22 protein-coding genes are annotated in these 24,664 nt (G+C 71.6%); 9 read left to right on the plus strand and 13 right to left on the minus strand.

Annotated elements, in window-relative coordinates; genetic code table 11:
• Positions 1-79: 79 nt before the first annotated feature.
• A complete protein-coding gene (locus tag IE252_RS35555) occupies positions 80-754 on the plus strand; it encodes a FadR/GntR family transcriptional regulator (RefSeq protein ID WP_190093604.1) in 675 nt (224 codons plus the stop codon).
• A 9-nt stretch (positions 755-763) separates the two neighbouring features.
• Here IE252_RS35555 and IE252_RS35560 read toward each other — a convergent pair whose 3' ends face one another.
• From IE252_RS35560 to fabG, 3 genes are all read right to left on the minus strand, one after another.
• The gene (locus IE252_RS35560) at positions 764-1,162 is read right to left on the minus strand and encodes a hypothetical protein (protein ID WP_229849002.1); all 399 of its coding nucleotides are present in this window, start codon (positions 1,160-1,162) and stop codon (positions 764-766) included.
• 142 nt (positions 1,163-1,304) lie between these two features.
• Positions 1,305-2,072, minus strand: coding sequence for an enoyl-ACP reductase FabI (gene fabI / locus IE252_RS35565; RefSeq protein WP_190093605.1), 768 nt, complete (start codon positions 2,070-2,072; stop codon positions 1,305-1,307).
• Positions 2,073-2,076: 4 nt separating this feature from the next.
• Complete coding sequence (fabG, locus tag IE252_RS35570) at positions 2,077-2,793, minus strand: 3-oxoacyl-[acyl-carrier-protein] reductase (RefSeq protein ID WP_101387674.1); 717 nt, start codon at positions 2,791-2,793, stop codon at positions 2,077-2,079.
• 146 nt (positions 2,794-2,939) lie between these two features.
• Here fabG and IE252_RS35575 point away from each other — a divergent pair, with 146 nt between their 5' ends.
• From IE252_RS35575 to tyrS, 3 genes are read left to right on the plus strand one after another with little or no spacing between them, the layout of a single operon-like run.
• Positions 2,940-4,502: a TldD/PmbA family protein gene (locus IE252_RS35575; RefSeq protein ID WP_373298667.1), complete on the plus strand. Its 1,563-nt coding sequence runs from the start codon at positions 2,940-2,942 to the stop codon at positions 4,500-4,502.
• Positions 4,499-5,896 carry a metallopeptidase TldD-related protein gene (locus IE252_RS35580; RefSeq protein ID WP_190093607.1) on the plus strand — a complete coding sequence of 466 codons (1,398 nt, stop codon included), beginning with the start codon at positions 4,499-4,501 and terminating at the stop codon, positions 5,894-5,896. The genes IE252_RS35575 and IE252_RS35580 overlap by 4 nt, the downstream gene beginning before the upstream one ends.
• Before the next feature lie 55 nt (positions 5,897-5,951).
• Complete coding sequence (tyrS, locus tag IE252_RS35585; protein WP_190093608.1) at positions 5,952-7,220, plus strand: tyrosine--tRNA ligase; 1,269 nt, start codon at positions 5,952-5,954, stop codon at positions 7,218-7,220.
• Between the two features lie 63 nt (positions 7,221-7,283).
• Here the strand turns inward: tyrS and IE252_RS35590 are convergent, their stop codons facing one another.
• Entirely contained in the window at positions 7,284-7,559 is a 276-nt protein-coding gene (locus IE252_RS35590) for a GlsB/YeaQ/YmgE family stress response membrane protein (RefSeq protein ID WP_190093609.1), read from the minus strand.
• Between the two features lie 243 nt (positions 7,560-7,802).
• Between IE252_RS35590 and IE252_RS35595 the strand changes: the two genes are divergently transcribed.
• Both IE252_RS35595 and IE252_RS35600 read left to right on the plus strand, forming a co-directional pair.
• On the plus strand, positions 7,803-8,189 hold the full coding sequence (locus IE252_RS35595; RefSeq protein WP_190093610.1) for a DUF3099 domain-containing protein: 387 nt from the start codon (positions 7,803-7,805) through the stop codon (positions 8,187-8,189).
• A gap of 177 nt (positions 8,190-8,366) precedes the next feature.
• Entirely contained in the window at positions 8,367-8,615 is a 249-nt protein-coding gene (locus IE252_RS35600) for a hypothetical protein (protein WP_101387680.1), read from the plus strand.
• On the opposite strand, the gene moaA is transcribed toward IE252_RS35600, so the two are convergent.
• The 3 genes from moaA to IE252_RS35615 form a co-directional block, all read right to left on the minus strand.
• Complete coding sequence (moaA, locus tag IE252_RS35605) at positions 8,598-9,587, minus strand: GTP 3',8-cyclase MoaA (protein WP_190093611.1); 990 nt, start codon at positions 9,585-9,587, stop codon at positions 8,598-8,600. The genes IE252_RS35600 and moaA overlap by 18 nt on opposite strands.
• 151 nt (positions 9,588-9,738) lie before the next feature.
• Complete coding sequence (locus tag IE252_RS35610; protein WP_190093612.1) at positions 9,739-11,373, minus strand: monocarboxylic acid transporter; 1,635 nt, start codon at positions 11,371-11,373, stop codon at positions 9,739-9,741.
• A complete protein-coding gene (locus IE252_RS35615) occupies positions 11,370-11,735 on the minus strand; it encodes a DUF485 domain-containing protein (RefSeq protein WP_190093613.1) in 366 nt (121 codons plus the stop codon). Before IE252_RS35615 ends, IE252_RS35610 begins: the two co-directional genes overlap by 4 nt.
• 286 nt (positions 11,736-12,021) lie before the next feature.
• On the opposite strand from IE252_RS35615, the gene IE252_RS35620 reads away from it, so the two are divergent.
• On the plus strand, positions 12,022-13,542 hold the full coding sequence (locus IE252_RS35620) for a S8 family peptidase (RefSeq protein WP_190093614.1): 1,521 nt from the start codon (positions 12,022-12,024) through the stop codon (positions 13,540-13,542).
• 124 nt (positions 13,543-13,666) lie between these two features.
• The gene (locus IE252_RS35625; RefSeq protein WP_190093615.1) at positions 13,667-15,205 is read left to right on the plus strand and encodes a S8 family serine peptidase; all 1,539 of its coding nucleotides are present in this window, start codon (positions 13,667-13,669) and stop codon (positions 15,203-15,205) included.
• A gap of 75 nt (positions 15,206-15,280) precedes the next feature.
• On the opposite strand, the gene IE252_RS35630 is transcribed toward IE252_RS35625, so the two are convergent.
• Positions 15,281-16,324 (minus strand): zinc-dependent alcohol dehydrogenase family protein, encoded by a 1,044-nt coding sequence (locus IE252_RS35630; protein ID WP_190093616.1) that lies wholly within the window; start codon positions 16,322-16,324, stop codon positions 15,281-15,283.
• A gap of 190 nt (positions 16,325-16,514) precedes the next feature.
• On the opposite strand from IE252_RS35630, the gene IE252_RS35635 reads away from it, so the two are divergent.
• Positions 16,515-19,601: an NACHT domain-containing protein gene (locus tag IE252_RS35635; RefSeq protein ID WP_190093617.1), complete on the plus strand. Its 3,087-nt coding sequence runs from the start codon at positions 16,515-16,517 to the stop codon at positions 19,599-19,601.
• Positions 19,602-19,604: 3 nt separating this feature from the next.
• Here the strand turns inward: IE252_RS35635 and IE252_RS35640 are convergent, their stop codons facing one another.
• Genes IE252_RS35640 through IE252_RS35660 form a run of 5 tightly spaced genes read right to left on the minus strand, consistent with a single transcriptional unit; the run spans position 19,605 to position 24,566 of the window.
• Positions 19,605-20,327 (minus strand): VIT1/CCC1 transporter family protein, encoded by a 723-nt coding sequence (locus IE252_RS35640; protein ID WP_190093618.1) that lies wholly within the window; start codon positions 20,325-20,327, stop codon positions 19,605-19,607.
• Between the two features lie 25 nt (positions 20,328-20,352).
• Positions 20,353-21,582: an amidohydrolase family protein gene (locus tag IE252_RS35645; RefSeq protein ID WP_190093619.1), complete on the minus strand. Its 1,230-nt coding sequence runs from the start codon at positions 21,580-21,582 to the stop codon at positions 20,353-20,355.
• Entirely contained in the window at positions 21,579-22,874 is a 1,296-nt protein-coding gene (locus IE252_RS35650) for an amidohydrolase family protein (protein WP_190093620.1), read from the minus strand. Before IE252_RS35650 ends, IE252_RS35645 begins: the two co-directional genes overlap by 4 nt.
• A gap of 10 nt (positions 22,875-22,884) precedes the next feature.
• Entirely contained in the window at positions 22,885-23,769 is an 885-nt protein-coding gene (locus IE252_RS35655) for an SDR family NAD(P)-dependent oxidoreductase (protein WP_190093621.1), read from the minus strand.
• Positions 23,769-24,566, minus strand: coding sequence for an acetoacetate decarboxylase family protein (locus IE252_RS35660; protein ID WP_190093622.1), 798 nt, complete (start codon positions 24,564-24,566; stop codon positions 23,769-23,771). The genes IE252_RS35655 and IE252_RS35660 overlap by 1 nt, the downstream gene beginning before the upstream one ends.
• Between the last annotated feature and the right edge of the window lie 98 nt (positions 24,567-24,664).

Genomic DNA, 24,664 nt, shown 5'->3' on the forward strand with positions numbered 1-24,664 from the left:
AATCATGGGATGATTGGTTGTCCAATCGCTTGGGCCCGCCCTCACTACAATCTGGGCGACTCTCACTACAAGGAGCGGCATGACGCTGAGCTCTCCCCGGCGGTCCGCCCTCGCCGACCAGGTGATCGCGCAGCTGCGCAACCAGATCACCTCGGGCGAGTGGCCGGTGGGATCGCGCATCCCCACCGAACCCGAGCTGGTCGAGCAGCTGGGGGTGGCGCGCAACACGGTCCGCGAGGCGGTCCGGGCGCTCGCGCACAACGGGCTGCTGGACATCCGGCAGGGCTCGGGCACCTACGTGGTCGCGACGAGCGAGCTGGCGGGGGTGATGCACCGGCGCTTCGCCGACGCCGATCCCCGCCATGTGGCCGAACTGCGCTCCACCCTCGAGTCGTCGGCGGCCCGCCTCGCGGCCGAACGGCGTACGGCACGCGATCTGGCCCAGCTGGACGCGCTGCTCGCACGGCGCGAGGAGGCCTGGGGGTCGGGCGACGCGGAGGCGTTCGTCGCCGCCGACGCCACGCTGCACCTGGCGATCGTCGCGGCCTCGCACAACGACGTCCTGACCGAGCTCTACGCCGACCTCGGCGACCTGCTGCGCGACTGGCTCCGCGACGACGTGGGCCGCGAGCTGCGGCCGGAGAACCACATGGACCACGCCCGGCTCGTCGAGGCGATCCGGGCGGGCGACGCGGAGACCGCCGCCGCGGAGGCCGCGGGCCACGCGTTCTTCTGCCTGGGCGAACGGCTCTAGCCAACCGCTCTAACGAACGGCTCCCGGCGGCTTCGTGCCCGCCGGCGCGGTCGCCTTCTCATGGGTGACCCACACCGCCCGCACCTCTTTCCAGCAGCGGTCGGTGAGCCGTACGGTCTGCGCCGGCGCCACCTCCACCGGGGCCGCGTCGGCGTCGATGTCCCACCAGCGGGCGCACTCGGTGTGCAGCCGCACCCGGTCGATGTCGGGGTACGGGTTGTGGCAGTACGCGATGACGTGCGAGCCCCGGACCGAGGTGCGGCAGTCGGCCCCGAAGGGCTCGGGCGGCGCGGCCGGGGCGGGGTCGTCGGCGGTGGCGGCCCGGACGACCGAGGGAAGGGCGAGTGCGGCGAGCGCCGTGACGAGCAGCGCCGCCAGGGCGACGGCTCGGCGCTGGACCGTACGCAAGGGCCGCACCGCCCCACCTCCTCCCCGGCCGACTGCCCGACTTGTCCGCTTCGATCAGTCTGCGGGGAGTTGGCCGGACACGCACGACGGCCGCCCTCCGTCCGCGCGCGCGGACGGAGGGCGGCCGTGTGAAGCGAGAGGCTCAGGCACCCATCATGTGCACGCCGCCGTCGACGTGGACGATCTCGCCCGTCGTCTTCGGGAACCAGTCCGAGAGCAGGGCCACGATGCCGCGGCCGGCCGGCTCGGGGTCGGCCATGTTCCACTCCAGCGGCGAGCGCGTGTTCCACACGTCCGCCAGGTCCGAGAAGCCCGGGATGGACTTCGCGGCCATGGAGCCGATCGGGCCCGCCGAGACCAGGTTGCAGCGGATGTTCTCCTTGCCCAGGTCGCGGGCGAGGTAGCGGGAGGTCGCCTCCAGGGCGGCCTTCGCCGGGCCCATCCAGTCGTACTGCGGCCAGGCGAACTGCGCGTCGAAGGTCAGACCGACGACCGCGCTGCCCGAGCTCATCAGCGGGCGGCAGGCCATGGTCAGCGACTTCAGCGAGAACGCCGAGACGTGCATGGCCGTCGAGACCGACTCGAACGGGGTGTTGAGGAAGTTGCCGCCGAGGGCGTCCTGCGGGGCGAAGCCGATGGAGTGGACGACGCCGTCGAGGCCGCCGAGCTCCTCCTTGACCAGGCCCGCGAGCCGGTCCAGGTGCTCCTGGTTGGTCACGTCGAGCTCGATGACCTTGGCGGGCTTGGGGAGCTTCTTGGCGATGCGCTCGGTGAGCGTGGGCCGCGGGAAGGCGGTCAGGATGACCTCGGCGCCCTGCTCCTGGGCCAGCTTCGCGGCGTGGAAGGCGATGGAGGACTCCATCAGCACGCCCGTGATCAGGATGCGCTTGCCGTCGAGAATTCCGCTCATGTGATCAGTGACCCATGCCCAATCCGCCGTCAACCGGGATGACGGCACCAGTGATGTACGAGGCGTCGTCCGAGGCGAGGAAGCGGACCGCGGCCGCGATCTCCTCGGGCTGCGCGTAGCGGCCCAGCGGCACCCCGGAGAGGATCGAGGTGCGCTGCTCGTCGGTGAGCACCTTGGTCATGTCGGTGTCGACAAAACCGGGTGCGACGACGTTGAAAGTGATGTTGCGGGAGCCCAGCTCGCGCGCGAGGGAGCGGGCGAACCCGACGAGACCGGCCTTGGAGGCCGCGTAGTTGGCCTGGCCGGGCGAGCCCATCAGGCCGACGACGGAAGAGATCAGGACGACGCGGCCCTTCTTGGCGCGCAGCATGCCGCGGTTGGCGCGCTTCACGACCCGGAAGGTGCCGGTGAGGTTGGTGTCCAGGACCGAGGTGAAGTCCTCCTCGGACATCCGCATCAGCAGCTGGTCCTTGGTGACCCCGGCGTTGGCGACGAGCACCTCGACGGGCCCGTGGGCCTCCTCGATCTGCTTGTAGGCCTGCTCCACCTGCTCGGCGTCGGTGATGTCGCACTTGACGGCGAGGAACCCCTCCTCCTGGAGGGCGTCCGGCTCCCCGGAGCGGTAGGTGATCGCGACCTTGTCGCCCATGGAGGCGAAAGCGCGGGCGATGGCGAGGCCGATGCCCCGGTTTCCTCCGGTGACGAGAACCGAGCGGCTCAACGGATCACCCTTTCGATAGCGGTTTCGTACTTCCGCAAACTATCGGTACCGGCCGTTGTACGGGGAATCGACCTGTGACAGTGGCGTACGGAAAGCGCTGTGGGGTCCCTACAGAAAGGGATAGGCAGGCGGCCCCGAACCGCGACATGATCGGGGCGACCGGTCTCACACGACAGGAGACATCCGTGCCTCATTCCATCGACGCGGCCTTCACCGCGCTGCCGCTGCGGGCGCTCGCCGACGCCGCGCTCGCGCGGGCCCGCGCGCTCGGCGCCGACCACGCCGACTTCCGCCTGGAGCGGGTCCGCAGCGCGGCCTGGCGGCTGCGCGACGCCCGGCCCTCGGGCTCGTCCGACACCACGGACCTCGGTTACGCGGTCCGGGTGGTGCACGGCGGCGCCTGGGGCTTCGCCTCCGGCGTCGACCTCACCATGGACGCCGCCGCCAAGGTCGCCTCGCAGGCCGTGGCGATGGCGAAGCTGTCGGCGCAGGTGATCGCGGCGGCGGGTTCGGACGAACGGGTGGAGCTGGCGCCCGAGCCGGTGCACGCCGACCGGACGTGGATCTCCTCGTACGAGATCGACCCGTTCTCCGTACCGGACGAGGAGAAGAGCGCGCTGCTGGCCGACTGGAGCGAGCGGCTGCTGCGGGCGGACGGGGTCGCCCATGTGGACGCCTCGCTGCTCACCGTCCACGAGAACAAGTTCTACGCGGACACGGCGGGCACCGTCACCACCCAGCAGCGGGTGCGGCTGCACCCGCAGCTCACCGCGGTGGCCGTGGACGGCGAGACCGGCGAGTTCGACTCGATGCGCACGCTCGCGCCGCCGGTCGGGCGCGGCTGGGAGTACCTGACGGGCACCGGCTGGGACTGGGACTCCGAGCTGGAGCAGATCCCGGCGCTGCTCGCCGAGAAGATGCGGGCGCCGAGCGTCGAGGCCGGGTCGTACGACCTGGTGGTGGACCCGTCGAACCTGTGGCTGACCATCCACGAGTCGATCGGCCACGCCACCGAGCTGGACCGGGCGCTGGGGTACGAGGCGGCGTACGCGGGCACCTCGTTCGCCACCTTCGACCAGCTGGGCAAGCTGGCGTACGGCTCCTCGATCATGAACGTGACGGGTGACCGCACCGCCGAGCACGGGCTCGCGACGATCGGGTACGACGACGAGGGCGTCGAGGGGCAGTCCTGGGACCTGGTGAAGGACGGCACCCTGGTGGGCTACCAACTGGACCGCCGCATCGCCAAGTTGACGGGCCTGGGCCGCTCCAACGGCTGCGCCTTCGCGGACTCCCCCGGGCACGTCCCGGTCCAGCGCATGGCCAACGTCTCGCTCCAGCCGGACCCGGGCGGGCTCTCCACGGAGGACCTGATCGGGGGCGTGGAGCGGGGCATCTACGTGGTCGGCGACCGCTCGTGGTCGATCGACATGCAGCGCTACAACTTCCAGTTCACCGGGCAGCGCTTCTTCCGCATCGAGAACGGCCGGCTGGCCGGCCAGCTCCGTGACGTCGCCTACCAGGCGACCACCACGGACTTCTGGGGCTCGATGGAGAAGGTCGGCGGCCCGCAGACGTACGTGCTCGGCGGCGCCTTCAACTGCGGCAAGGCCCAGCCGGGCCAGGTGGCGGCGGTCTCCCACGGCTGCCCCTCCGCCCTCTTCCGGGGCGTGAACATTCTGAACACGACGCAGGAGGCGGGCCGATGAGCTCCCGTACGACCGTCAAGCCGCACGAGATCGTCGAGCGGGCGCTCTCGCTGTCGACCGCCGACGGGTGCGTCGTCATCGCGGACGAGCACTCCTCCGCCAATCTGCGCTGGGCCGGCAACGCGCTGACCACCAACGGCGTGACCCGCGGCCGCACCCTCACCGTCATCGCGACCGTCGACGGGGCGCAGGGCACGGCCTCGGGCGTGGTGTCGCGGTCCGCCGTGACCGCCGACGATCTGGAGCCGCTGGTCCGGGCGGCGGAGGCGGCGGCGCGCGGCGCCGGGCCCGCCGAGGACGCCCAGCCGCTGGTCGAGGGCGTGCCGGTGGCGGCCGACTTCACCGAGGCGCCCGCCGAGACCTCCTCGGCCGTCTTCGCGGAGTTCGCCCCCGCCCTCGGCGAGGCCTTCGCCCGGGCCCGCGCGGGCGGCCGCGAGCTGTACGGCTTCGCCCACCACGAAATGACGTCCTCGTACCTGGGCACGTCGACGGGCCTGCGGCTGCGCCACGACCAGCCGACGGGCACGCTGGAGCTCAACGCCAAGTCGCCGGACCGGGCGCGCTCCGCCTGGGCCGGGCGCTCCACGCGGGACTTCAAGGACGTCGACCCGGGCGCCCTGGACGAGGAGCTCGCGGTCCGGCTCGGCTGGGCCGAGCGCCGCATCGACCTGCCCGCGGGCCGGTACGAGACGCTGCTGCCGCCCACCGCCGTGGCCGACCTGCTGATCTACCAGCTGTGGTCGTCGAACGCGCGGGACGCCACCGAGGGCCGGACGGTGTTCTCCAAGCCCGGCGGCGGCACCCGGCTCGGCGAGACGCTGGCCCGGCTGCCGCTGACGCTGCGCAGCGACCCGAACGAGCCGGGCCTGGAGTCGGCGCCGTTCCAGCTCGCGCACTCCTCCGGCGACGACGCCTCCGTCTTCGACAACGGCCTGCCGCTGGCCCCCACCGACTGGATGCGGGACGGCAAGCTGGAGCGGCTGATCACCACCCGGCACAGCGCCGGGCTCACCCGGCTGCCCGTCACCCCGTCGATCGGCAACCTGGTCCTGGAGGGCGGTGGCGAGCGCTCGCTGGACGAGATGGTCGCGGCCACCGAGCGGGGCCTGCTGCTGACCTGCCTCTGGTACATCCGCGAGGTGGACCCGGCGACGCTGCTGCTCACCGGGCTGACCCGGGACGGCGTCTACCTCGTGGAGAACGGCGAGGTGGTCGGGGAGGTCAACAACTTCCGGTTCAACGAGTCGCCGGTGGACCTGCTGTCGCGGGCCACCGAGGCCGGACGGACCGAGAAGACCCTGCCGAGGGAGTGGAGCGACTGGTTCACCCGGGCCGCGATGCCGGCCCTGCGGGTGCCGGACTTCAACATGAGCTCGGTCAGCCAGGGCGTCTGACCCCCATACACTGGCTGTCGCACACCAATACACCAGACCTAGGAGACGTACGACCGTGACGGACATCGTCGATGAGCTGCAGTGGCGCGGGCTGATCGCCCTCTCCACTGACGAGGACGCACTGCGCAAGGCGTTCGCGGACGGTCCCGTCACGTTCTATTGCGGCTTCGACCCGACCGCGCCCAGCCTGCACCTCGGCAACCTGGTGCAGATCCTGACCATGCGCCGGATCCAGCAGGCGGGCAACCGCCCGCTGGGCCTGGTCGGCGGGGCCACCGGTCTGATCGGCGACCCCAAGCCGAACTCGGAGCGCACGCTGAACGCGCCCGAGGTCGTCGCGGGCTGGGTCGAGCGGCTGCGCGGCCAGATCGAGCGGTTCCTCGACTTCGAGGGCCCGTACGCCGCGACCATGGTCAACAACCTGGACTGGACGTCGGGCCTGTCGGCCATCGACTTCCTGCGGGACGTCGGCAAGTACTTCCGGGTCAACAAGATGATCGCGAAGGAGGCGGTCGCGCGGCGGCTGAACTCCGACGCGGGCATCAGCTACACCGAGTTCAGCTACCAGATCCTGCAGGGCATGGACTTCCTGGAGCTGTACCGGCGGCACGGCTGTGTGCTCCAGACCGGCGGCAGCGACCAGTGGGGCAACCTCACCGCGGGCACCGACCTGATCCACCGGGTCGCCCCGGAGGCCGAGGTGCACGCGCTGGCCACCCCGCTGATCACCAAGGCCGACGGCACCAAGTTCGGCAAGACGGAGTCCGGCACGGTCTGGCTGGACCCCGAGCGCACCACGCCGTACGCGTTCTACCAGTTCTGGCTGAACGCGGACGACCGTGACGTCTCCAAGTTCCTGCGGATCTTCAGCTTCAAGTCCCGCACGGAGATCGAGGAGCTGGAGCAGCTCACCGAGGAGCGCCCGCAGGCGCGTGCCGCGCAGCGCGCGCTCGCCGAGGAGCTGACGACGCTGGTGCACGGCGCCGACCAGTGCGCGGCGGTCGTCGCCGCGTCGAAGGCGCTGTTCGGGCAGGGCGAGCTGGCGGAGCTGGACGAGCCGACGCTGGCCGCCGCGCTCTCCGAGCTGCCGCACGCCGAGGTCGCCGAGCTCGGTCTGGTGGTGGACCTGTTCGCCGAGGTGGAGCTGGTGGCGAGCAAGTCGGCGGCCCGGCGCACGGTGAAGGAGGGCGGCGCCTACGTGAACAACGCGAAGGTGACGTCCGAGGACGCGGTGGTCACGGCCGACGACCTGCTGCACGGCCGCTGGCTGGTGCTGCGCCGGGGCAAGAAGAACCTGGCCGCGATCGAGGTCAAGAGCGTCTGACCTGCGCGTACGGTAGTGAGCCAGGGGGCGGTCCCGTCACGGGACCGCCCCCTCGCCGTACCGTCAGGCTCGCTGTTTGTTGCCCCGCAGCGCCATGTAGAGCATGTCGCCGAGGAAGACGATCACGACGGCCGCCGCGATCTGGAGGCCGTGCCGGCCCCAGTCGATGCCCTTGGTCTCGGCGATGCCGATCGCCCGGGCGATCGAGTTGCCGACCACCCCGCCGATGATGCCGAAGATGGTCGTCAGCCAGAGCGGACTGTGCTGCTTCCCGGGAAGGATCGCCTTCGCGATGAGACCCAGCACGAATCCCACGATGATCGCCCACAACCAGCCCATGGCTGCCTCCTCGTTCCGCTCGGCGGCAGCACTCCGCCGAGCACTCCGCTCTACATGAGCAGTCGCAGCCAGTGTTGACCCATCCGCCATACGGCGCATGTCGGACTCGTCCGTACGCGGTACGCACCGGGTCGATCGCACAGACCGGACCTGCCCCGGTCTCGAACCCGGCGGATACCGGGCGTACCGTGTGAACAGTCCGGGCCGGGGAGAGTCCGGCGCGGAGTCGGGTGGTGGAGCTTGATGCGGAAGCGGAGCGGAGCCGAGGTCTTCCGGATCACCGGGGCCCGGCAGGGTCTCGCCGAGGACGTTCGGGGGCGGCAGCGCCGCTATGTGATCTCTATGTCGATCCGTACGGTGTCGGTCGTGCTGACGGCCGTCCTGTGGAACATCGAACGCCCTGTCGCAATCGTGACCCTGGTGTTGGGAGCCCTGCTCCCTTATGTGGCTGTGGTGATCGCCAACGCGGGGCGGGAGAACGTGCCTTCGCTGCCGTCGACGTACATCCCGGCACCGGCGCGGCCGATGCTCGGGGCGGCTCCGGCGGGGGGTCCGGCAGGGGCTCCGGCGGAACCTCCGGAGGCCTCCGGGAGCCGTGACCACGAACCGTGGTCACGCGAGCAGACCTGATCCGTCACCGTCTGCAAAGCTCAAGAAAAGCTCAGATCAATCATGAAGTTACGGTGCACCGCACTGGGTCCCCCGTGACATACTGCGTAGGCGCTCCGCATCCCCCGTCGGAGCGACGGACCGACGCCGGGCAGCTCCCCCCGTGGCTGCTCGGCGTCGCCATGTCACCCCCTGCTCATGGCGCAGAATGTATCCGTGAGTGACGAGATCGCCGACGAGGCGCCCACCTGTTCCGCCAAGGGCTGCCGCACCGCGGCCATATGGGTCCTGGCCTGGAACAACCCGAAGATCCACACGCCGGAGCGGCGCAAGACCTGGCTCGCGTGCGACGAACACCGCGAGCACCTCTCCCAGTTCCTGGGCGTCCGCGGGTTCCTCAAGGACGTGGTGCCGCTCGCCGAGTGGGAGTCAGCCGCCGATCGCTGACATCGGGCGGTCGGGCTGGAGGAAAGCCGGGTCGTCCAGACCGGATCCGGCCTTCTTTCCCCACATCGCCAGCCGCCACAGCCGGGCGATCTCCTCGTCCGGGGCGCCCGAGCGCAGGGCGGCGCGCAGATCGGACTCCTCGCGCGCGAAGAGGCAGGTGCGCACCTGGCCGTCGGCGGTCAGCCGGGTCCGGTCGCAGGCCGCGCAGAACGGGCGGGTCACCGAGGCGATGACGCCGACCCGGTGCGGTCCGCCGTCCACCACCCAGCGCTCGGCGGGCGCGGAGCCGCGCTCGTCGTCGCCCTCGGGGGTGAGCGTGAACCTGGTCCGCAGCGAGGCGAGGATGTCACCGGCGGTGATCATGCCGTCGCGCTTCCAGCCGTGCTGGGCGTCGAGCGGCATCTGCTCGATGAACCGCAGCTCGTAGTCGTGCTCCACCGCCCAGGCCAGCAGGTCGGGGGCCTCGTCGTCGTTGAGCCCCGGCATCAGGACCGCGTTGACCTTGACCGGGGTGAGCCCGGCGGCGCGGGCGGCCTCCATGCCCTCGATGACGTCCTTGTGGCGGTCGCGGCGAGTGAGGGTCTTGAACACCTCGGGGCGCAGGGTGTCGAGGGAGACGTTGACCCGGTCCAGACCGGCCGATTTCAGCGCGGCCGCGGTGCGCTTCAGGCCGATGCCGTTGGTGGTGATCGACATCCGGGGGCGGGGCTCCAGGGCCGCGCAGCGCTCCACGATGCCGACCAGGCCCGGGCGCAGCAGCGGCTCGCCGCCGGTGAAGCGGACCTCGGTGATGCCGAGCTCGGTCACGGCGATGCGGATCAGCCGCACGATCTCGTCGTCGGTGAGCAGGTCCGGCTTGGCCAGCCACTGCAGGCCCTCTTCCGGCATGCAGTACGTGCACCGCAGATTGCAGCGGTCCGTCAGTGAGACGCGCAGGTCAGTGGCCACACGGCCGTATGTGTCGATGAGCACTGTGGGCCCCCTCCCCCGTTTACCGGTTGGTCTGTACAGCCGAGCCTACGCGAGAGCTCCGACAACAGCGGGGGCCGTTTGACACGAGGTGCGACGCGGCCGCGTCGTAGGACCCTACGACGCGGCCGCGGCTCGTACCCGTACGGAGGCCCTAGTGGGCGCCGACTCCGGTGAGGGACTTGACCTCCAGTTCCGCGTACTTTCCGGCGTCCGGCTCCTCCTTGGACAGGAGCGATCCGATCAGGCCGAGCAGGAAACCGACCGGGATCGAGATCAGGCCGGGGTTCTCCAGCGGGAACCAGTGGAAGTCGACGCCCTTGAACATGGACGTCTTCGGGTTGCCCGAGACGACCGGCGAGAACAGCACCAGCACGACCGCCGTGGTCAGACCGCCGTAGATCGACCACAGCGCGCCCTGGGTGGTGAAGCGCTTCCAGAAGAGGCTGTAGAGGATGGTCGGCAGGTTGGCGGAGGCGGCCACCGCGAAGGCGAGCGCCACCAGACCGGCGACGTTCAGATCGCGGGCGAAGGCGCCGAGCACGATGGCCACGGCCCCGATGAACACGGTCGCCCAGCGCGCGGCCCGGACCTCCTCCTGCTCGGTCGCCTTCCCCTTGCGGATGACGTTGGCGTAGATGTCGTGCGCGAAGGAGGACGAGGAGGCGAGGGTGAGGCCCGCGACGACCGCGAGGATCGTGGCGAAGGCGACCGCCGAGATCACCGCCAGCAGGATCGCGCCCCCGTTGGAGCCGCTGCCGCCGCCGATCTCCAGGGCCGCCAGTGGCGCCGCCGTGTTGCCCGCCGGGTTGGAGGCGATGATGTCGCCCGGTTTGAGCAGCGCCGCCGCGCCGAAGCCGAGCACGATCGTCATCAGGTAGAAGGCGCCGATGATGCCGATCGCCCAGTTCACCGACTTACGGGCGGCCTTGGCGGTCGGAACGGTGTAGAAGCGGATCAGGATGTGCGGCAGCCCGGCCGTGCCGAGCACCAGGGCGATGCCGAGCGAGATGAAGTCCAGCTTGGAGGTGCCGGTCTTGCCGTACTTCAGACCGGGCTCCAGGAAGGCGCTGCCCTTGCCGCTGTTCTTGGCGGCCGTGCCGAGCAGGTCCGACAGGTTGAAGTTGAACTTCAGCAGGATCAGGAAGGTGATCAGGACGGTGCCCGCGATGAGCAGGACCGCCTTGACCATCTGCACCCAGGTGGTGCCCTTCATGCCGCCGATCGTCACGTACACGATCATCAGCACGCCGACCAGGGCGACGATCAGGACCTTGCCCGCGTCGCTGGTGATGCCGAGCAGCAGCGAGACCAGGACGCCCGCGCCCGCCATCTGCGCCAGCAGGTAGAAGATCGAGACGACGATGGTGGAGGTGCCGGCCGCCGTCCGTACGGGCCGCTGGCGCATCCGGTACGCGAGCACGTCGCCCATCGTGTAGCGGCCGGAGTTGCGCAGCGGCTCGGCGACCAGGAGCAGCGCCACCAGCCAGGCGACCAGGAAGCCGATCGAGTACAGGAAGCCGTCGTAGCCGAAGAGGGCGATGGCTCCGGCGATGCCGAGGAAGGACGCGGCGGACATGTAGTCGCCGGAGACCGCCAGGCCGTTCTGGAAGGCGGTGAACTGGCGCCCGCCCGCGTAGAAGTCGGCCGCGCTCTTGGTCTGGCGGCCCGCCCAGACGGTGATGACCAGGGTCGCGACGACGAACACCGAGAAGAGCGCGATGATCAGCGGCCGGTGCTCGCTGGTGGGGGTCGCCGCGAGCTGGAGGTGGGCGTACGGGGCGCTCATGCGTCGGCCTCCATGCGGGACTTGATCGCCTCGGAGCGCGGGTCGAGCTTGGCGGCCGCGTACCGCGAGTAGAACCAGGCGATGAGGAAGGTGGTGAGGAACTGGGCGAGACCGAAGACGAGCGCCACGTTGATGTTGCCGAACAGCTTGTGGCCCATGAAACCGCCCGCGTAGTTCGACAGCAGGACGTACAGCAGGTACCAGGCGATGAAGGCGACCGTCAGCGGGAACGCGAACCGGCGGTGCGTGCGGCGCAGTTCGGCGAATTCCTCGCTGGCCTGCACCTCGACGAACTTCTCGGTGGGGGGCTGGGCGGGGCGCGTGTCGATACCGCCTTCGGGCGGTGGCACGTCGGTGGCCACGGAGTCTCCTCGCGATGCGGGTGCGGTGGGGATGGACGTCAAGGGGGGCCTCACTGTCGGGGACGGGTGATGGTGGTCCCCCTGACAACGGCACGGAGGGCGTCACGTCTCGGTTCAGACCGGTCGTTTTTCTCGGCGCCGCCTTCACGTCGTTCGCACAACTTCTCGGACCAAGACGCCCGAACTCGTTGATGGGCCCGCATGATCAGCGATAGCTTCGCTGGTCATGTACCCGTCCAGCCGTGACCCGCGGCCGGACGGCTCTCACGGATGATGTGGAGAACCCATGGCTCATCTGGGATCCGGACGGCGTCGGGCCCTCGTGCTCCCCGCCGGCCTGGCGCTCACGGCCTCGCTCGGCTTCCTCCCGGCGGGCACGGCCTCGGCCGCACCGGCCCCCGCCACCGACGGACCGAACCTCTCGTACGTCGTCAACACGACCGGCGGGCACGGCACTTCGGCCCGGGTGCGCAACGCGATAGCGAAGGCGGGCGGCACGGTCGTCGTCTCGTACGACCGGATAGGCGTGGTCGTCGTGCACTCCACGAACCCCGCGTTCGCCGCGGAGATACGCCGGGCCAAGGGCGTCACCTCCGCCGGTGCCACCCGCACCACGCCCCTGAAGGCGCAGGCGACCACCGAGGAGGGCACCACCCAGGCCCTCACCCCGGCCGAGGCCGCCAAGGCCAAGGCGGCGGCCGCGCCCGGCCAGGAGCCGCTCGAGGCCAACCAGTGGGACCTGCGGGCGATCGGCGCCGACAAGGCCGCCAAGATCTACCCGGGCAGCCGCCGGGTCACCGTCGGCGTGATCGACACCGGGGTCGACGACACCCACCCGGACCTCGCCCCGAACTTCTCCGCGTCCCAGTCGGCCAACTGCGTGGGCGGCGTCGCCGACACCTCGCCGGGCGCCTGGCGGCCGTACACCGGCGGCAGCGACCACGGCACGCACGTCGCGGGCGAGATAGCCGCGGCCCGCAACGGCATCGGTGTCGCCGGGGTCGCGCCCGGCGTCAAGGTCGCCGGGATCAAGGTCGCCGAGCAGGGCAGCGGGCTGTTCTTCACCGAGGCGGTGGTCTGCGGGTTCGTCTTCGCCGCCGAGCACCACATCGACGTCACCAACAACAGCTATTACGTGGACCCCTGGTACTTCAACTGCAAGAGCGACCCGGACCAGAAGGCGCTGCTGGACGCGGTGACCCGGGCCAGCAAGTACGCCGAGCGCAAGGGCGTCCTCAACGTGGCGGCGGCGGGCAACGAGAACTACGACCTGTCCAAGCACGCCCTCACCGACACCTCCAGCCCGGACGACCAGCCCGCGCCGCACCCCACGGTGACCGTGGACCCGGCCAAGTGCCCGGACATCCCGGCCCAGTTGCCGGGGGTCGTCACGGTCGCGGCGACGGGCGTGCAGAACGTCAAGTCGTACTACTCCAGCTACGGCCTGGGCCAGATCGACGTGGCCGCGCCGGGCGGTGACAAGTACCAGATCCCGGACACCCCGGACAAGAACGGCCGGATCCTGTCGACGATCCTGGGCGGCCAGTACGGCTACAAGCAGGGCACGTCCATGGCCACGCCGCACGTCGTCGGCGTCGCCGCGCTGCTGAAGTCCAAGAACCCGTGGGCATCGCCGGAGGAGCTGCGGGAGATGCTCAAGGAGCAGGCCGACAACCCCGGCTGCCCCACCGGCCTGTACGACCCGGACGGCAACGGCGTCCAGGACTCCACCTGTGAGGGCGGCAAGCGCGTCAACGGCTTCTACGGCCGGGGCGTCGTCAACGCGCTGAGCGCGGTGACCGAGTAGCACGACCGACCGGGGGGGCGCGGCCGAGCGGCGCCGCGCCCCCGCTTCTCTGTACGTCCCGCACGGCTCCTTTTCGCTCCTTTCCCGTACGTAACGAGACATTCGTCAACCACATGGAGATCCCATGACGTTGCACTTCTCCCGTACGCACCGCGCCCTCGCCGTCTCCGTCGGCATGGCGACCATCACCGCGCTCGCGGTCCTGCCGGGCACGGCGTCGGCCATGCCGACGGGCGGCGCGGCCACCAAGGCCGCCCCGGCCGCCGCCTCGCCCTCGCTCAGCTACGTCGTCAACGTCCGCAAGGGGTACGGGCACGCGGACCGGGTCCGCAAGGCGATCGAGGCGGCCGGGGGCACGGTCGTCCAGTCCTACGACCGGATCGGCGTGATCGTCGTCCACTCCGCCGAGCCGGGCTTCGCGACGGCCATGCGGGCGGTACGGGGAGTGGAGTCGGCCGGGGCGACCCGGACCGCGCCGCTGCCCGCGCAGACGACCACCGACGTCGGCGCGCCCAAGGCGCTCACCGCCGAGGAGGTACGGGCCGCCACCGCGGGGGCCGCGGCCGGCGAGGACCCGCTGGAGCCGCTCCAGTGGGACCTGAAGGCCATCAAGGCGGACAAGGCGCACGAGAAGACCCTGGGCAGCTCCAAGGTGACCGTCGGCGTGATCGACACGGGCGTGGACGACACCCACCCGGACATCGCGCCCAACTTCGACCGCGCCAAGTCGGTGAGCTGCATCGGCGGCACGCCGGACACCAGCGACGGCGCCTGGCGGCCGTTCACCACCGGCGGCTCCCCGCACGGCACGCACGTGGCGGGCGAGATAGCCGCGGCCCGCAACGGCATCGGTGTCGCCGGGGTCGCGCCCGGCGTCAAGGTCGCCGCCATCAAGGTCTCCACCCAGGGCGGCAGCTTCTTCTACACGGAGGCCGTCGTCTGCGGCTTCATGTGGGCCGCCGACCACGGCATCGACGTGACCAACAACAGCTATTACACCGACCCCTGGTACTTCAACTGCAAGACCGACCCGGACCAGAAGGCGCTGGTCGAGGCGATCACCCGGGCCAGCCGGTACGCCGAGTCCAAGGGCACGGTGAACGTGGCGGCGGCGGGCAACGAGAGCTACGACCTCGCGGCCGACTCGATCACCGACCCGGCCAGCCCCAACGACTCCACGCCGGGCGACCGGACCGTCGACCCGCGCGAGTGCTTCGACATCCCGACCCAGCTGCCGGGGGTCGTCACGGTCGCCGCGACCGGGGCCAAGGGGCTGAAGTCCTCGTTCTCCAACTACGGCCTGGGCGTCGTCGACGTGGCGGCTCCGGGCGGCGACTCGACCGCGTACCAGCCGCCGCAGGCCCCGGCCACCAGCGGGCTGATCCTCGGCCCGGTGCCCGGCGGCAAGTGGGCCTACATGGCCGGTACGTCGATGGCGACCCCGCACGTGGTGGGCGTGGCCGCGCTCCTCAAGTCCGCGCACCCGCACGCGCCGGCCTGGAAGATCAAGGAGCTCCTGAAGGAGGACGCGGACGCGACGGCCTGCCCCGACCCGTACGACATCGACGGGGACGGGAAGGCGGACGGGGTCTGTGAGGGCGGGCGGCATCACAGCGGGTTCTATGGGGCGGGGGTTGTGAACGCGCTGCGAGCTGTCCGGTAGGGCTCTGCGGGGGCGCGGGTTCGTCTGCGGGCCGTCTGTGGCTGGTCGCGCAGCGCCCCGCGCCCCTTTGGGACGCTACGGCTTGATCAGGACCTTCAGGGCCGTGCGGTCGTCCATCGCCTTGTAGCCGCCGGGGACGCCGTCGATGCCCACCGTCAGGTCGAAGACCGGGGACGGGTCGACCGCGCCGGACAGGACGTCCGGGAGCAGCTCGGGGATGTAGGCGCGGACCGGGGCCACGCCGCCGCGCAGGGCGATGTTGCGGTCGAACATGACGCTGAGGTCGAGGCCGGTGCCGCTGCCGTGCGGGACGCCGACGTAACCGATGGAGCCGCCGTCGCGGGTGATCTCGACGGCGGTGCGCATCGACTGCTCGGTGCCGACCGCCTCGATGACCGCGTGCGCGCCCTGGCCCCGGGTCAGCTCGCGCACCGCGTCCACGGCGGCCTCGCCGCGCTCGGCGACGACGTCCGTGGCGCCGAAGGTGCGCGCGATGTCGGTGCGGACCTGGTGGCGGCCGAGCGCGATGATCCGCTCGGCGCCGAGCCGCTTGGCCGCCAGGACGCCGCAGAGGCCGACGGCCCCGTCGCCGACGACGGCGACCGTGGAGCCGCGCTTCACGCCCGCGCCGACGGCCGCGTGGTGGCCCGTGCCGAGCACGTCGGAGAGGGCCAGCAGGGCGGTGAGCAGGTGGTCGTCGGAGGCCGCGGCGGCGGGCAGCTTGACCAGCGTGCCGTCGGCGAACGGCACCCGGACCGCCTCGCCCTGGCCGCCGTCGGAGCCCACCGAGCCCCAGAACCCGCCCTGCGGGCAGGACGTCTGGAGCCCCTCGGCGCAGTACTCGCAGCTGCCGTCGGACCAGACGAAGGGCGCGACCACGAGGTCCCCGGCCCGGAACCCGTTCACCTCGGCGCCCGCCTCCTCGACCACGCCGAGGAACTCGTGCCCGATGCGCTGCCCGGGCTCCCGCGCGGACTCGCCGCGGTAGGCCCACAGGTCGCTTCCGCAGATACAGGCCCGCAGCACCCGCACGACCGCGTCGGTGGGGAACCGGACCTCGGGGTCGGGCACGTCCTCCACCCGGATGTCGTGGGGGGCGTGGATGACGGTGGCGCGCATGGGGCAGGTCCTTGCTGGTCAGTGGGGGTGCGTACGGAATCCGGCCGTACGGGGAGTCCGTCTCTCACCGTACGCCTGTGCCAGGAGTGCCTGCGCGTCGAGGACCGTGGGCATCACCCGGATGTCGGCAGGGGCACCGGCGTAGGATTCCCTCCTCCGGGCCCAGGGGAGGTCAACTGCCGTGTCAGGCATGGAAGTCGCGCTCTTACGGCTGGCCGGCACGGTGGTCTCCACCGTCGCCAAAGCGCTCCTGAGCCCGAAGCCCGGCGCGGGCCTGGTGTCCGCGCCCGTCCGCCCGCTGCCGAGGCCCGCCCCGCCGGAGCGGCTGGCGAAGGTGCTCGGGCGGCGGCTCGCGGGCTCGTACGGCTCGCTGCCGGAGCACGAGCGGACGGCGGCGGCCGACGCCGTGGCGGACGCGTTCGCGGCGGCGGGCGAGCTCACGCCGGAGTACCTGTTCTCGCTGGACCTGGAGCCCGAGCGGCTGCGCGCCGCGCTCCGCCGCCCGCACCCCGGCCCGGGCGAGGCCCTGCACGAGGAGCTCCTCGGCCTCTGCTGCGCCCATGTGGTGGAGCAGCTGACCGCGCACCCCGCGTTCGCCGCCCGGGCGGCGGTGGAGCAGGTGCGGGCGGCGGGGCGGACGTACGGGCTGATGGCGGACGTACGCGACCGGCTCGGCCCGCGCCCGGAGGCGGCCGCGCTGAGCTTCGAGGAGCGGTATGCGGCCTATGTCACCGAGACGCACGGGCGGCTCGAACTGTTCGGGCTGACGCTGGGGCGCTCGCGCGGCGAGTGGGCACTGGACACGGCCTACATCAGCCTCGCGGTGAGCGGCGAGCGCGGGGACTTCGGCCCGGCCCGGGGCGACCAGGTCGCGGTCAAGGCCGAGCAGGCGCTCGCGGGCGCCGACCGCGTGGTGCTGCGGGGGCCCGCGGGCTCCGGCAAGAGCACGCTGCTGCAGTGGCTGGCCCTCAACGCCGCCCGGCGCACCTTCACCGGGGAGCTGGCGGACTGGAACCGCTGCGTCCCCTTCGTGCTGCGGCTGCGCGCCTTCACCCAGGCCGACGCGCTGCCGCTGCCCGACGAGTTCCTGCGGGCGGGCGGGGTGCCGCTGCACGGGGCGGCACCCGGCGGATGGGGGGAGCAGATCCTCTCCGGCGGACGGGCGCTGGTCCTGGTGGACGGCGTGGACGAGGTTCCGCCGCGGCTGCGCCACCGCACCGAGACCTGGCTGAAGTCGCTGATCGCCGCCTTCCCCAACGCCCGGTACGTCGTCACCACCCGCCCCTCCGCCGTCCCCGTGGACTGGCTCTCCCGGCAGGGCTTCGCGGCCCACACACTGCTGCCGATGGAACGGGACGACATCCGCGGGTTCATCGGGCACTGGCACGACGCGGCCCGGGGCGAGTGTCTGAGCGACGCGGAGCGCCTACGGCTGGCGACGTACGAGACCTCCCTGCGGCAGGCCGTCGGCAGCCGCCGCGACCTGGGGCGGCTCGCCACCAACCCGCTGATGTGCGCCCTGCTGTGCGCGCTCAACCGGGACCGCCGGATGCAGCTGCCGCGCGCCAGGAAGGAGCTGTACGACGCGGCCCTGGACATGCTGCTCGTACGGCGGGACACGGAACGCGAGATCGCGGGCGTGGAGGGGGTCGAGCTCACCCGCGAGGAGCAGACCGCGCTCCTCCAGCGGCTCGCCTACTGGCTGATCCGCAACGCCCAGGTGGAGGCCGAGCAGGGCGAGGCCCTGGAGATGATCGCCGACTGGCTCACCGCGATGCCCCAGGTGCGCGGCACCGCGGAGCAGGTCTTCGCCCATCTCCTGATCCGCAGCGGCCTGCTGCGCGAACCCGCCCCCGGGACCGTGGGTTTCGTGCACCGCACCTTCCAGGACTACCTGGGCGCGAAGGCGGCGGTGGAGTCCCGGGACTTCGGCGTCCTGGCGTCCAACGCGCACGACGACACGTGGGACGACGTCGTCCAGATGGCGGTCGGCCACGCGCGCGCGGACGAACGCGCCCGGCTGCTCAAGCAGTTGCTCCGCCGGGCCGACCGCGCCCCGAAGCTGCGGCACCGGCTGGTGCTCCTCGCGGCAGCCTGCCTTGAGCACGCCCCCGAGCTCGACCCGGCGATCCGTGAGTCGGTCCAGACCCGGACACGTGAGCTGCTGCCGCCTCGGAGCCTGGACGACGCGGAGAAACTGGCGAAGGTGGGCGAGCTGGTCCTTGAGCTGCTGCCGGGGCCGGAGGGGTTGGATGAGTACGAGGCGGGGGCGGTGGTGCGGGCGGCTGCGGCGATCAGGGGGGATGCGGCCTTTGAGGTGATATCGCGGTTTCGGGGGGATGGGCGGGGGCACGTGGCCGACCAGATCTCGGCTGCCTGGGGGGCCTTCGATACTGAGGAGTACGCGCGGGAGGTATTGGCGGAAGGGGCATGGGCCGAGGCCTTCTTGACCGCCACGACTCACGAGCAGGTGAACGCCCTGCGACTGGTGCCCCAGGCCCGTCTCGTTCAGTTGACGGGCAGCCACTCGGACCTCACCCCCGTGACCGAAGTACGGGACGCGGAATACGTCTTCCTCTACGGCAACATGGACCTGACGGACCTCACCCCGCTGGCTTCCCTCGCTCAGCTCAAGCGGATCGGCCTGAACCGGTGTTCGGCATTGCGGGACCTGACCCCGATCGCCCATCCCGGCCTTGAGCGCATCTCCCTCTACCTGCTCGATCCGGAACTCTCGCTGGAGCCGCTGCGGGAGGCGACCGGCCTCAAGGGCGCCTTCATCGGTCACCCCGCGCTCATCGAGAGCGTCGCTGAACTGCCCCTGGGCCCCCTGCTGACCTCGCTGGTGCTTCAGCGCCAGATCCGATACGCAAGTCTCGACGGGATCGAACGCTGGCCACTCCTGACCGATCTGGCGCTCGCCGGACAGGCGCAACTGCGAGACCTCTGCCAAAGGCCCGACCTCCTCGGCCGTCTCACGTACCTGGGCCTCCACGAGCTGAAGTCCCTCGATCTGTCCGTGCTGGCGGGCGCCGCCCGGCTCCAAAGGTTGTTCCTGTACGACTGTGAACTGCCCAATGGGTTGGTCGCCTTACGCGAACTACCCCAGTTGACCGCAGTGCACCTCTCCAGGTCGACGACAGCCGGAGTCCCACTCGATCTTCTCCCCCTGACGGACCTGTCCGCACTGACCATCACCGTGCCCGACGACACGCCCCTGATCAGTGCGGATCAAATCCCTCCAGAACGCCTAAAAAGATTCCGCACCCGCCCCTGACCCTCAAACCCCCGCCGCCCCCAACAGCGACCCCGCCAGATACGTCACCCCCATCGCCACCGCACCCCCCGCCACGTTCCGCAGCACCGCCGCCCCCACCGGCGCCGAGCCAAGCCGCGCGCTCCCCCAGCCCGTCAGGGCCAGGGCGGCCAGGACCGAGCCGACCGTCACGTACAGGCGGACCGAGGACGGCGGTAGCACGATCGCCAGCAGGGGGAGCAGGGCGCCGGCCGTGAAGGCCAGGAAGCTGGCGCCCGCCGCGTGCCAGGGGTTGGCCAGCTCGTCGGGGTCGATGCCGAGCTCCACGCGCGCGTGGGCGCGCAGCGCGTCGCGGTCGGTGAGCTGCCGCGCGGCCTCGCGCGCCACCTCGGCGCTGAGGCCGCGGTCCTCCAGCAGCCCGCTCAGCTCCTCCAGTTCGGCCTCCGGCTCCTCGCGCAGCTCGCGCCGCTCCTGCGCCAGGGCGGCCTTCTCGGAGTCGCGCTGGGTCGACACGGAGACGTACTCGCCCGCCGCCATCGACATCGAACCGGCGAGCAGCCCGGCGAGGCCCGCCGTCAGCAGGGCGGAGCGGTCGTCCGTGGCGCCCGCCACGCCGACGACGAGGCCCGCCGTGGACACGATGCCGTCGTTGGCGCCGAGGACCGCCGCCCGCAGCCAGTTCAGGCGCGTGCCGAGGGCCCCCTGGTGGGCCTCGTCGTGACCCTCGGCCGTCTCCGCTTCCGTCATGCGGCGAAGGGTCTCACCCGCCGCCTCACCACACCCGTACCGACCCACCCAGGGCGAACGCCGGGCTCGTCGCGTCCGCGGGGATGTCGTGCAAGGGCTGGGCGATCTCCTCGACCGTCGGGCCCACCTTCGCCGCGATCGTGTCCAGGAACGGCAGGTCGAAGCCGTACACCCGGGCCGCGTTGCCCCCGGTCATCCGCGCCACCTCCTCCCTGGGCAGGCCCGCGTACGCGATCCGCAGGCCCTCGCGGGAGTACGGGGTGGTGCCCTCGTCGTGCGGGTAGTCGCTGCCCCACATGATCTTGTCGAGGCCGATCCGGTCGCGCAGCGGCACCTCGTGGGGGCGCATGAAGCTGGCGCCCACATAGCAGTTGTCGCGCCAGACCGCGCTCGGGCCCTTGCCCATCGACTCGGCCAGGCCCGCGCCGAACCTGGACTCCGCCGTCACCGCCCGGGTCGCCGCCGACACCAGTCGCTCGTGGTAGTAGTCGAGCATCTCGATCACGCCGGGGATCCAGCCCGAGCCCTGCTCGGTGAGGATCAGCTTCAGCGACGGGTGGCGGCGGAACGCTCCGCCGAAGATCAGGTGCCACAGGGCCCGGTGCGAGAACCACGTCGTCTCCACCATGAACACGGCCCGCGCGGCCGGTTCCTCGCCGAGCGGCGGCGAGGCGGAGCCGCCGTGGTGGTTGACGGGGACGTCGAGGTCGGCGCAGGCCGCCCAGATCGGGTCGTAGGCGGCCGAGTACAGCTCGGGGACGCCCGAGCCGGGCGGGGCGCCCGGGAGCAGGATGCCGCCGGTCAGGCCCGCCTCCTTGGTCCGGTGGATCTCGGCCACCGCCGCGTCCACATCGCCCAGCAGGATCTGCGCCACCCCCGCCCTGCGGCCCGGCACCAGCCCGCAGAAGTCCGCCAGCCACCGGTTGTGGGCCCGCAGGCCCGCCCAGCGCTGGTCGAGCTCCTCGCGGGTCGGCGCGGGCGCCATCAGGGAGGCCGAGGGGAAGAACGGCGGGATGGTGTTGGGGAACACCACCTCCGCGACGATCCCGTCCGCCTCCAGCTCGGCCACCCGCCGCTCGGAGTTCCAGTTGCGGTCGGCGGTGTCGGCGAGCAGGTCCTCGTGCGGGTTGACGTAGGTGGCGGCCCAGGCGTCGAAGTCGTCGTGGTGGCGCTTCTCCAGGTACGGCTTGTAGTCGAGGAGGTCGGCGCCCGCGTGGCAGTCGGCCGAGATCACGGTGTACCGGTCGGCCGTCATGACGCCGCCCCCAGGACCGGGAAGTCGTGGTCGGTCAGCCAGTGCCGGCCCACCTCGCGCGAGCGCGCCCAGGACGCCTCGACCGCCGACTGGTCCCCGCTCTGGCCGAGTTCGGCCGGGGTCGGGCCGATGCGCCGGGCCAGCGGGGCCAGTTTCGCGGTGTCAAAGCCGAAGACCTCGGCCGCCGCGAGCCCCAGCATCCGGCGCGTCTCCGCCACCGGGATGTCGTGGAAGGTCTTGCGCAGCCACTCGCGGGTGTGCGGCCAGGTGCCCTCCGGGTGCGGGAAGTCGGAGCCCCACAGGATGTTGTCGACGCCGATCTCGTAGCGCTGGGCCAGCTCGCGCCGTTTGGTGTTGGTGGCGCAGATGAACACCTGGCGGTCCAGGTACTCGCTCGGCGGGCGCTTCAGCTCGGCGAACGGCGAGAGCTTCTTGCCGCCGTGCGCGCCCAGGTACAGCCGGTCCATGAACCACAGCAGGTTCGGCAGCCACCAGCAGCCCGACTCCGCGACCCCGAAGCGCAGTCCCGGGTGGCGCTCGAAGACGCCGGACCAGAGCAGGAACCACAGCGGCCGGGCGGGCCACCAGGTGACCTCGCTGACGTAGATGCCGAGGTGGTCGCCGTACTCGTGGCGGGGCGCCGCCCCCGAGTGGGTGACGACCGGCATCCCGGTCTCGGCGGCTGCCGCCCAGACGGGGTCGTAACGGCGGTCGTGGTACGGGGCCTTGTCCACCCACATCGAGGGGATCATCAGCGCGCCGAGCCCGGACTCCTTGGCCCGGTGGACCTCCGCGACCACGCGCGCGACGTCGCCCGTCACCGGCAGCAGGGCGACCCCGCAGTGCCGCTCGGGATTCTGGCCCACGAACTCGGCGAGCCACCGGTTGTGCGCCTGCGCGCCCGCCATCCCGAGCTCGGGGTCCTGGTCGCCGGAGAGGCCGAGGCCCACCCCGAAGGGCGCGGCGGTCCGGCTGTCGACGGCGTCCGCGTCGGGGAAGACGACCTCGGCGGCCACCCCGTCCCCGTCGAGCTCCTTGAGCCTGCGGGCGGCGTCCCAACCGCCCTTCAGGCCCTCCTCGTTGTCGGCGAACCACTTGTCCGCGAAGGCCTCGTTGCGCACGCCCAGCCGGGTCATCTCCTCGCGGCGGCGGTCGCGCCCGTCGAGGAAGCCGTCGAAGTCGCGGTGGAAGCGGGAGTCGAGATAGGGCCGGTACCGCTCGGTGGGGAGCCCGGCGTGGCAGTCGGAGGAGATGATCAGGTACGGGTCGTTCTGCACATCGTTCTGCGGCATGGCGGATCCCTCAGTCCAGAATGAAGTTCTCCAAGTACGACGGATTGGCCCGGTCCAGCATCGACTTCGACCTGGCCCTGATCTGGCGGTCGCTGTGCTCGCTCGGCGGGAGCATCCAGAAGCGGTCGGCGCGGATGCCGTCGACGACCGTTTCGGCGACCTCCTCGACCGGGGTGAACGCGATCTCCTGCCCGGCCGACCTCATCGCCGCCTCCCACTGGTCCAGGCTGCGGTAGGGCGCCTTGCGCGGGCGCTCCTTGGCGTACCGGGCCGGGCGGTTGCGGTGCGACTCCCACAGCCCGGTGCGCAGCATGTGCGGCCCGGGGAAGAGCACGGACGCGCCCACGCGCGCGTGCTCCGCCTTCAGGTGCGCGTACAGCGACTCGGTCATGGTGACGACGGCCGCCTTGGTGACCGCGTACACGGAGGCGGTGGGCAGCGGCGCGATCCCGCCGTCGGCCGACGAGGTGTTGACGACGTGGCCCGGCTCGCCGGATGCGATCATGCGGGGCACGAAGGCCTGGATGCCGTGGAAGACGCCCCACACGTTGACGGCGAAGGCCCACTTCCAGTCGTTGACCTCGTGCTCCCACATCCGGCCCTCGGCGCCCGAGCCGACGCCCGCGTTGTTGCACAGGACGTGGACGGCCCCGAACGTGTCGTAGGCCGCGTCCGCCAGCTCCCGTACGGACGCGCGCTCCGAGACGTCGACCACGCGCGCGTGGACCCGGGCCCCGTCCTCGCGCAGCTCCCGCGCCGCCTTCTCCAGGGCCCCCTCCTCGACGTCCGCGAGGACCACCTGGAGCCCCTCGGCCGCGAACCGGCGGGCCATGGCGAGCCCGATCCCGCTCGCCGCGCCCGTGACGACGGCGACCTGCCCCTCGGTGAGCCGCATCACACGCTCCCCGCCGGCGGGCCGTCGAGGATCTGCTGCGGGTCGTCGTAGCGCTGGTGGATGTACGGCAACAGGGCCTCGGCGCTGACCCGTTCGGCCACCCGGCCCCGCTGGTCGGTGGTCTTCTCGCCGATCGTGATCTCCACCACGCGCCGGACCGGGAGGTCCGCGACCGGGTCGTACATCGACTCGCGCAGCACCACGTCCCCGGTGATCCGCTCCAGCTTGCGGACCTTCTCGTTGCGTACGCAGTGCACCAGCACCGGGTCCGCGTCGAAGCCCCGGCCGTCCACGGCGGGCAGGAACTTGAAGTAGAAGTCGACCTTCTCCACCGGCTCCGGCAGCGGCAGCACGCTGTCGACCGCGCCGCGCACCTCCACGAAGGCGATGCCGTGCCGGGCGAGCGCGGCCCGCACGACCAGGCCGTCCCGCTCGACGGTGACCTCGCCGAGCTTCTTCGGCTCGCCGAACACCTCGCGCCCGCCGACCAGCGCCCGCTCATGGGTCATCGGCATCACCAGCGGATACCAGCCGCTCTGCCCGTCGTGCACGGCGGACACCGCCACCGAGCCCGCGCCGAGCGGATAGCCGGGCAGGTCGACCCGGCTGATGTTGGCCCGTACGAGTGAATCCCCGGCGGGCTTGAGCGGCGGCGGCAGCACGGCCGCCACCGCGTCGGGGTCGCTCTCCCAGACGGCCACCACACCGGTGGACCAGATGTCGGGGAGCCGGGAGCTCGCGGTGCGCGCGGCCCTGATCTCGTCCTCGGTCCGCGCGCCGTACCGTACGCGTGCCATGGCGTACCACCCTTCCTGGGTTGTGCCTCGCAGTGCCGTCCCCCGGGTCTGTAACACAGTTACACCGAGCCCGATGAAGGGTAAAGAGCCGTGCGGCA

The organism is Streptomyces melanogenes (assembly GCF_014649795.1).
Lineage (GTDB): Bacteria > Actinomycetota > Actinomycetes > Streptomycetales > Streptomycetaceae > Streptomyces > Streptomyces noboritoensis.

Excerpts from the sequence above, each read along its gene's own strand:
- IE252_RS35555 (WP_190093604.1), top strand. The coding sequence starts at position 80 with ATGACGCTGAGCTCTCCCCGGCGGTCCGCCCTCGCCGACCAGGTGATC.
- fabI (WP_190093605.1), bottom strand. The coding sequence starts at position 2,072 with ATGAGCGGAATTCTCGACGGCAAGCGCATCCTGATCACGGGCGTGCTG.
- IE252_RS35575 (WP_373298667.1), top strand. The coding sequence starts at position 2,940 with ATGATCGGGGCGACCGGTCTCACACGACAGGAGACATCCGTGCCTCAT.
- IE252_RS35580 (WP_190093607.1), top strand. The coding sequence starts at position 4,499 with ATGAGCTCCCGTACGACCGTCAAGCCGCACGAGATCGTCGAGCGGGCG.
- IE252_RS35590 (WP_190093609.1), bottom strand. The coding sequence starts at position 7,559 with ATGGGCTGGTTGTGGGCGATCATCGTGGGATTCGTGCTGGGTCTCATC.
- IE252_RS35595 (WP_190093610.1), top strand. The coding sequence starts at position 7,803 with ATGCGGAAGCGGAGCGGAGCCGAGGTCTTCCGGATCACCGGGGCCCGG.
- IE252_RS35600 (WP_101387680.1), top strand. The coding sequence starts at position 8,367 with ATGGCGCAGAATGTATCCGTGAGTGACGAGATCGCCGACGAGGCGCCC.
- IE252_RS35610 (WP_190093612.1), bottom strand. The coding sequence starts at position 11,373 with ATGAGCGCCCCGTACGCCCACCTCCAGCTCGCGGCGACCCCCACCAGC.
- IE252_RS35620 (WP_190093614.1), top strand. The coding sequence starts at position 12,022 with ATGGCTCATCTGGGATCCGGACGGCGTCGGGCCCTCGTGCTCCCCGCC.
- IE252_RS35625 (WP_190093615.1), top strand. The coding sequence starts at position 13,667 with ATGACGTTGCACTTCTCCCGTACGCACCGCGCCCTCGCCGTCTCCGTC.
- IE252_RS35630 (WP_190093616.1), bottom strand. The coding sequence starts at position 16,324 with ATGCGCGCCACCGTCATCCACGCCCCCCACGACATCCGGGTGGAGGAC.
- IE252_RS35635 (WP_190093617.1), top strand. The coding sequence starts at position 16,515 with ATGGAAGTCGCGCTCTTACGGCTGGCCGGCACGGTGGTCTCCACCGTC.
- IE252_RS35640 (WP_190093618.1), bottom strand. The coding sequence starts at position 20,327 with ATGACGGAAGCGGAGACGGCCGAGGGTCACGACGAGGCCCACCAGGGG.
- IE252_RS35645 (WP_190093619.1), bottom strand. The coding sequence starts at position 21,582 with ATGACGGCCGACCGGTACACCGTGATCTCGGCCGACTGCCACGCGGGC.
- IE252_RS35650 (WP_190093620.1), bottom strand. The coding sequence starts at position 22,874 with ATGCCGCAGAACGATGTGCAGAACGACCCGTACCTGATCATCTCCTCC.
- IE252_RS35655 (WP_190093621.1), bottom strand. The coding sequence starts at position 23,769 with ATGCGGCTCACCGAGGGGCAGGTCGCCGTCGTCACGGGCGCGGCGAGC.
- IE252_RS35660 (WP_190093622.1), bottom strand. The coding sequence starts at position 24,566 with ATGGCACGCGTACGGTACGGCGCGCGGACCGAGGACGAGATCAGGGCC.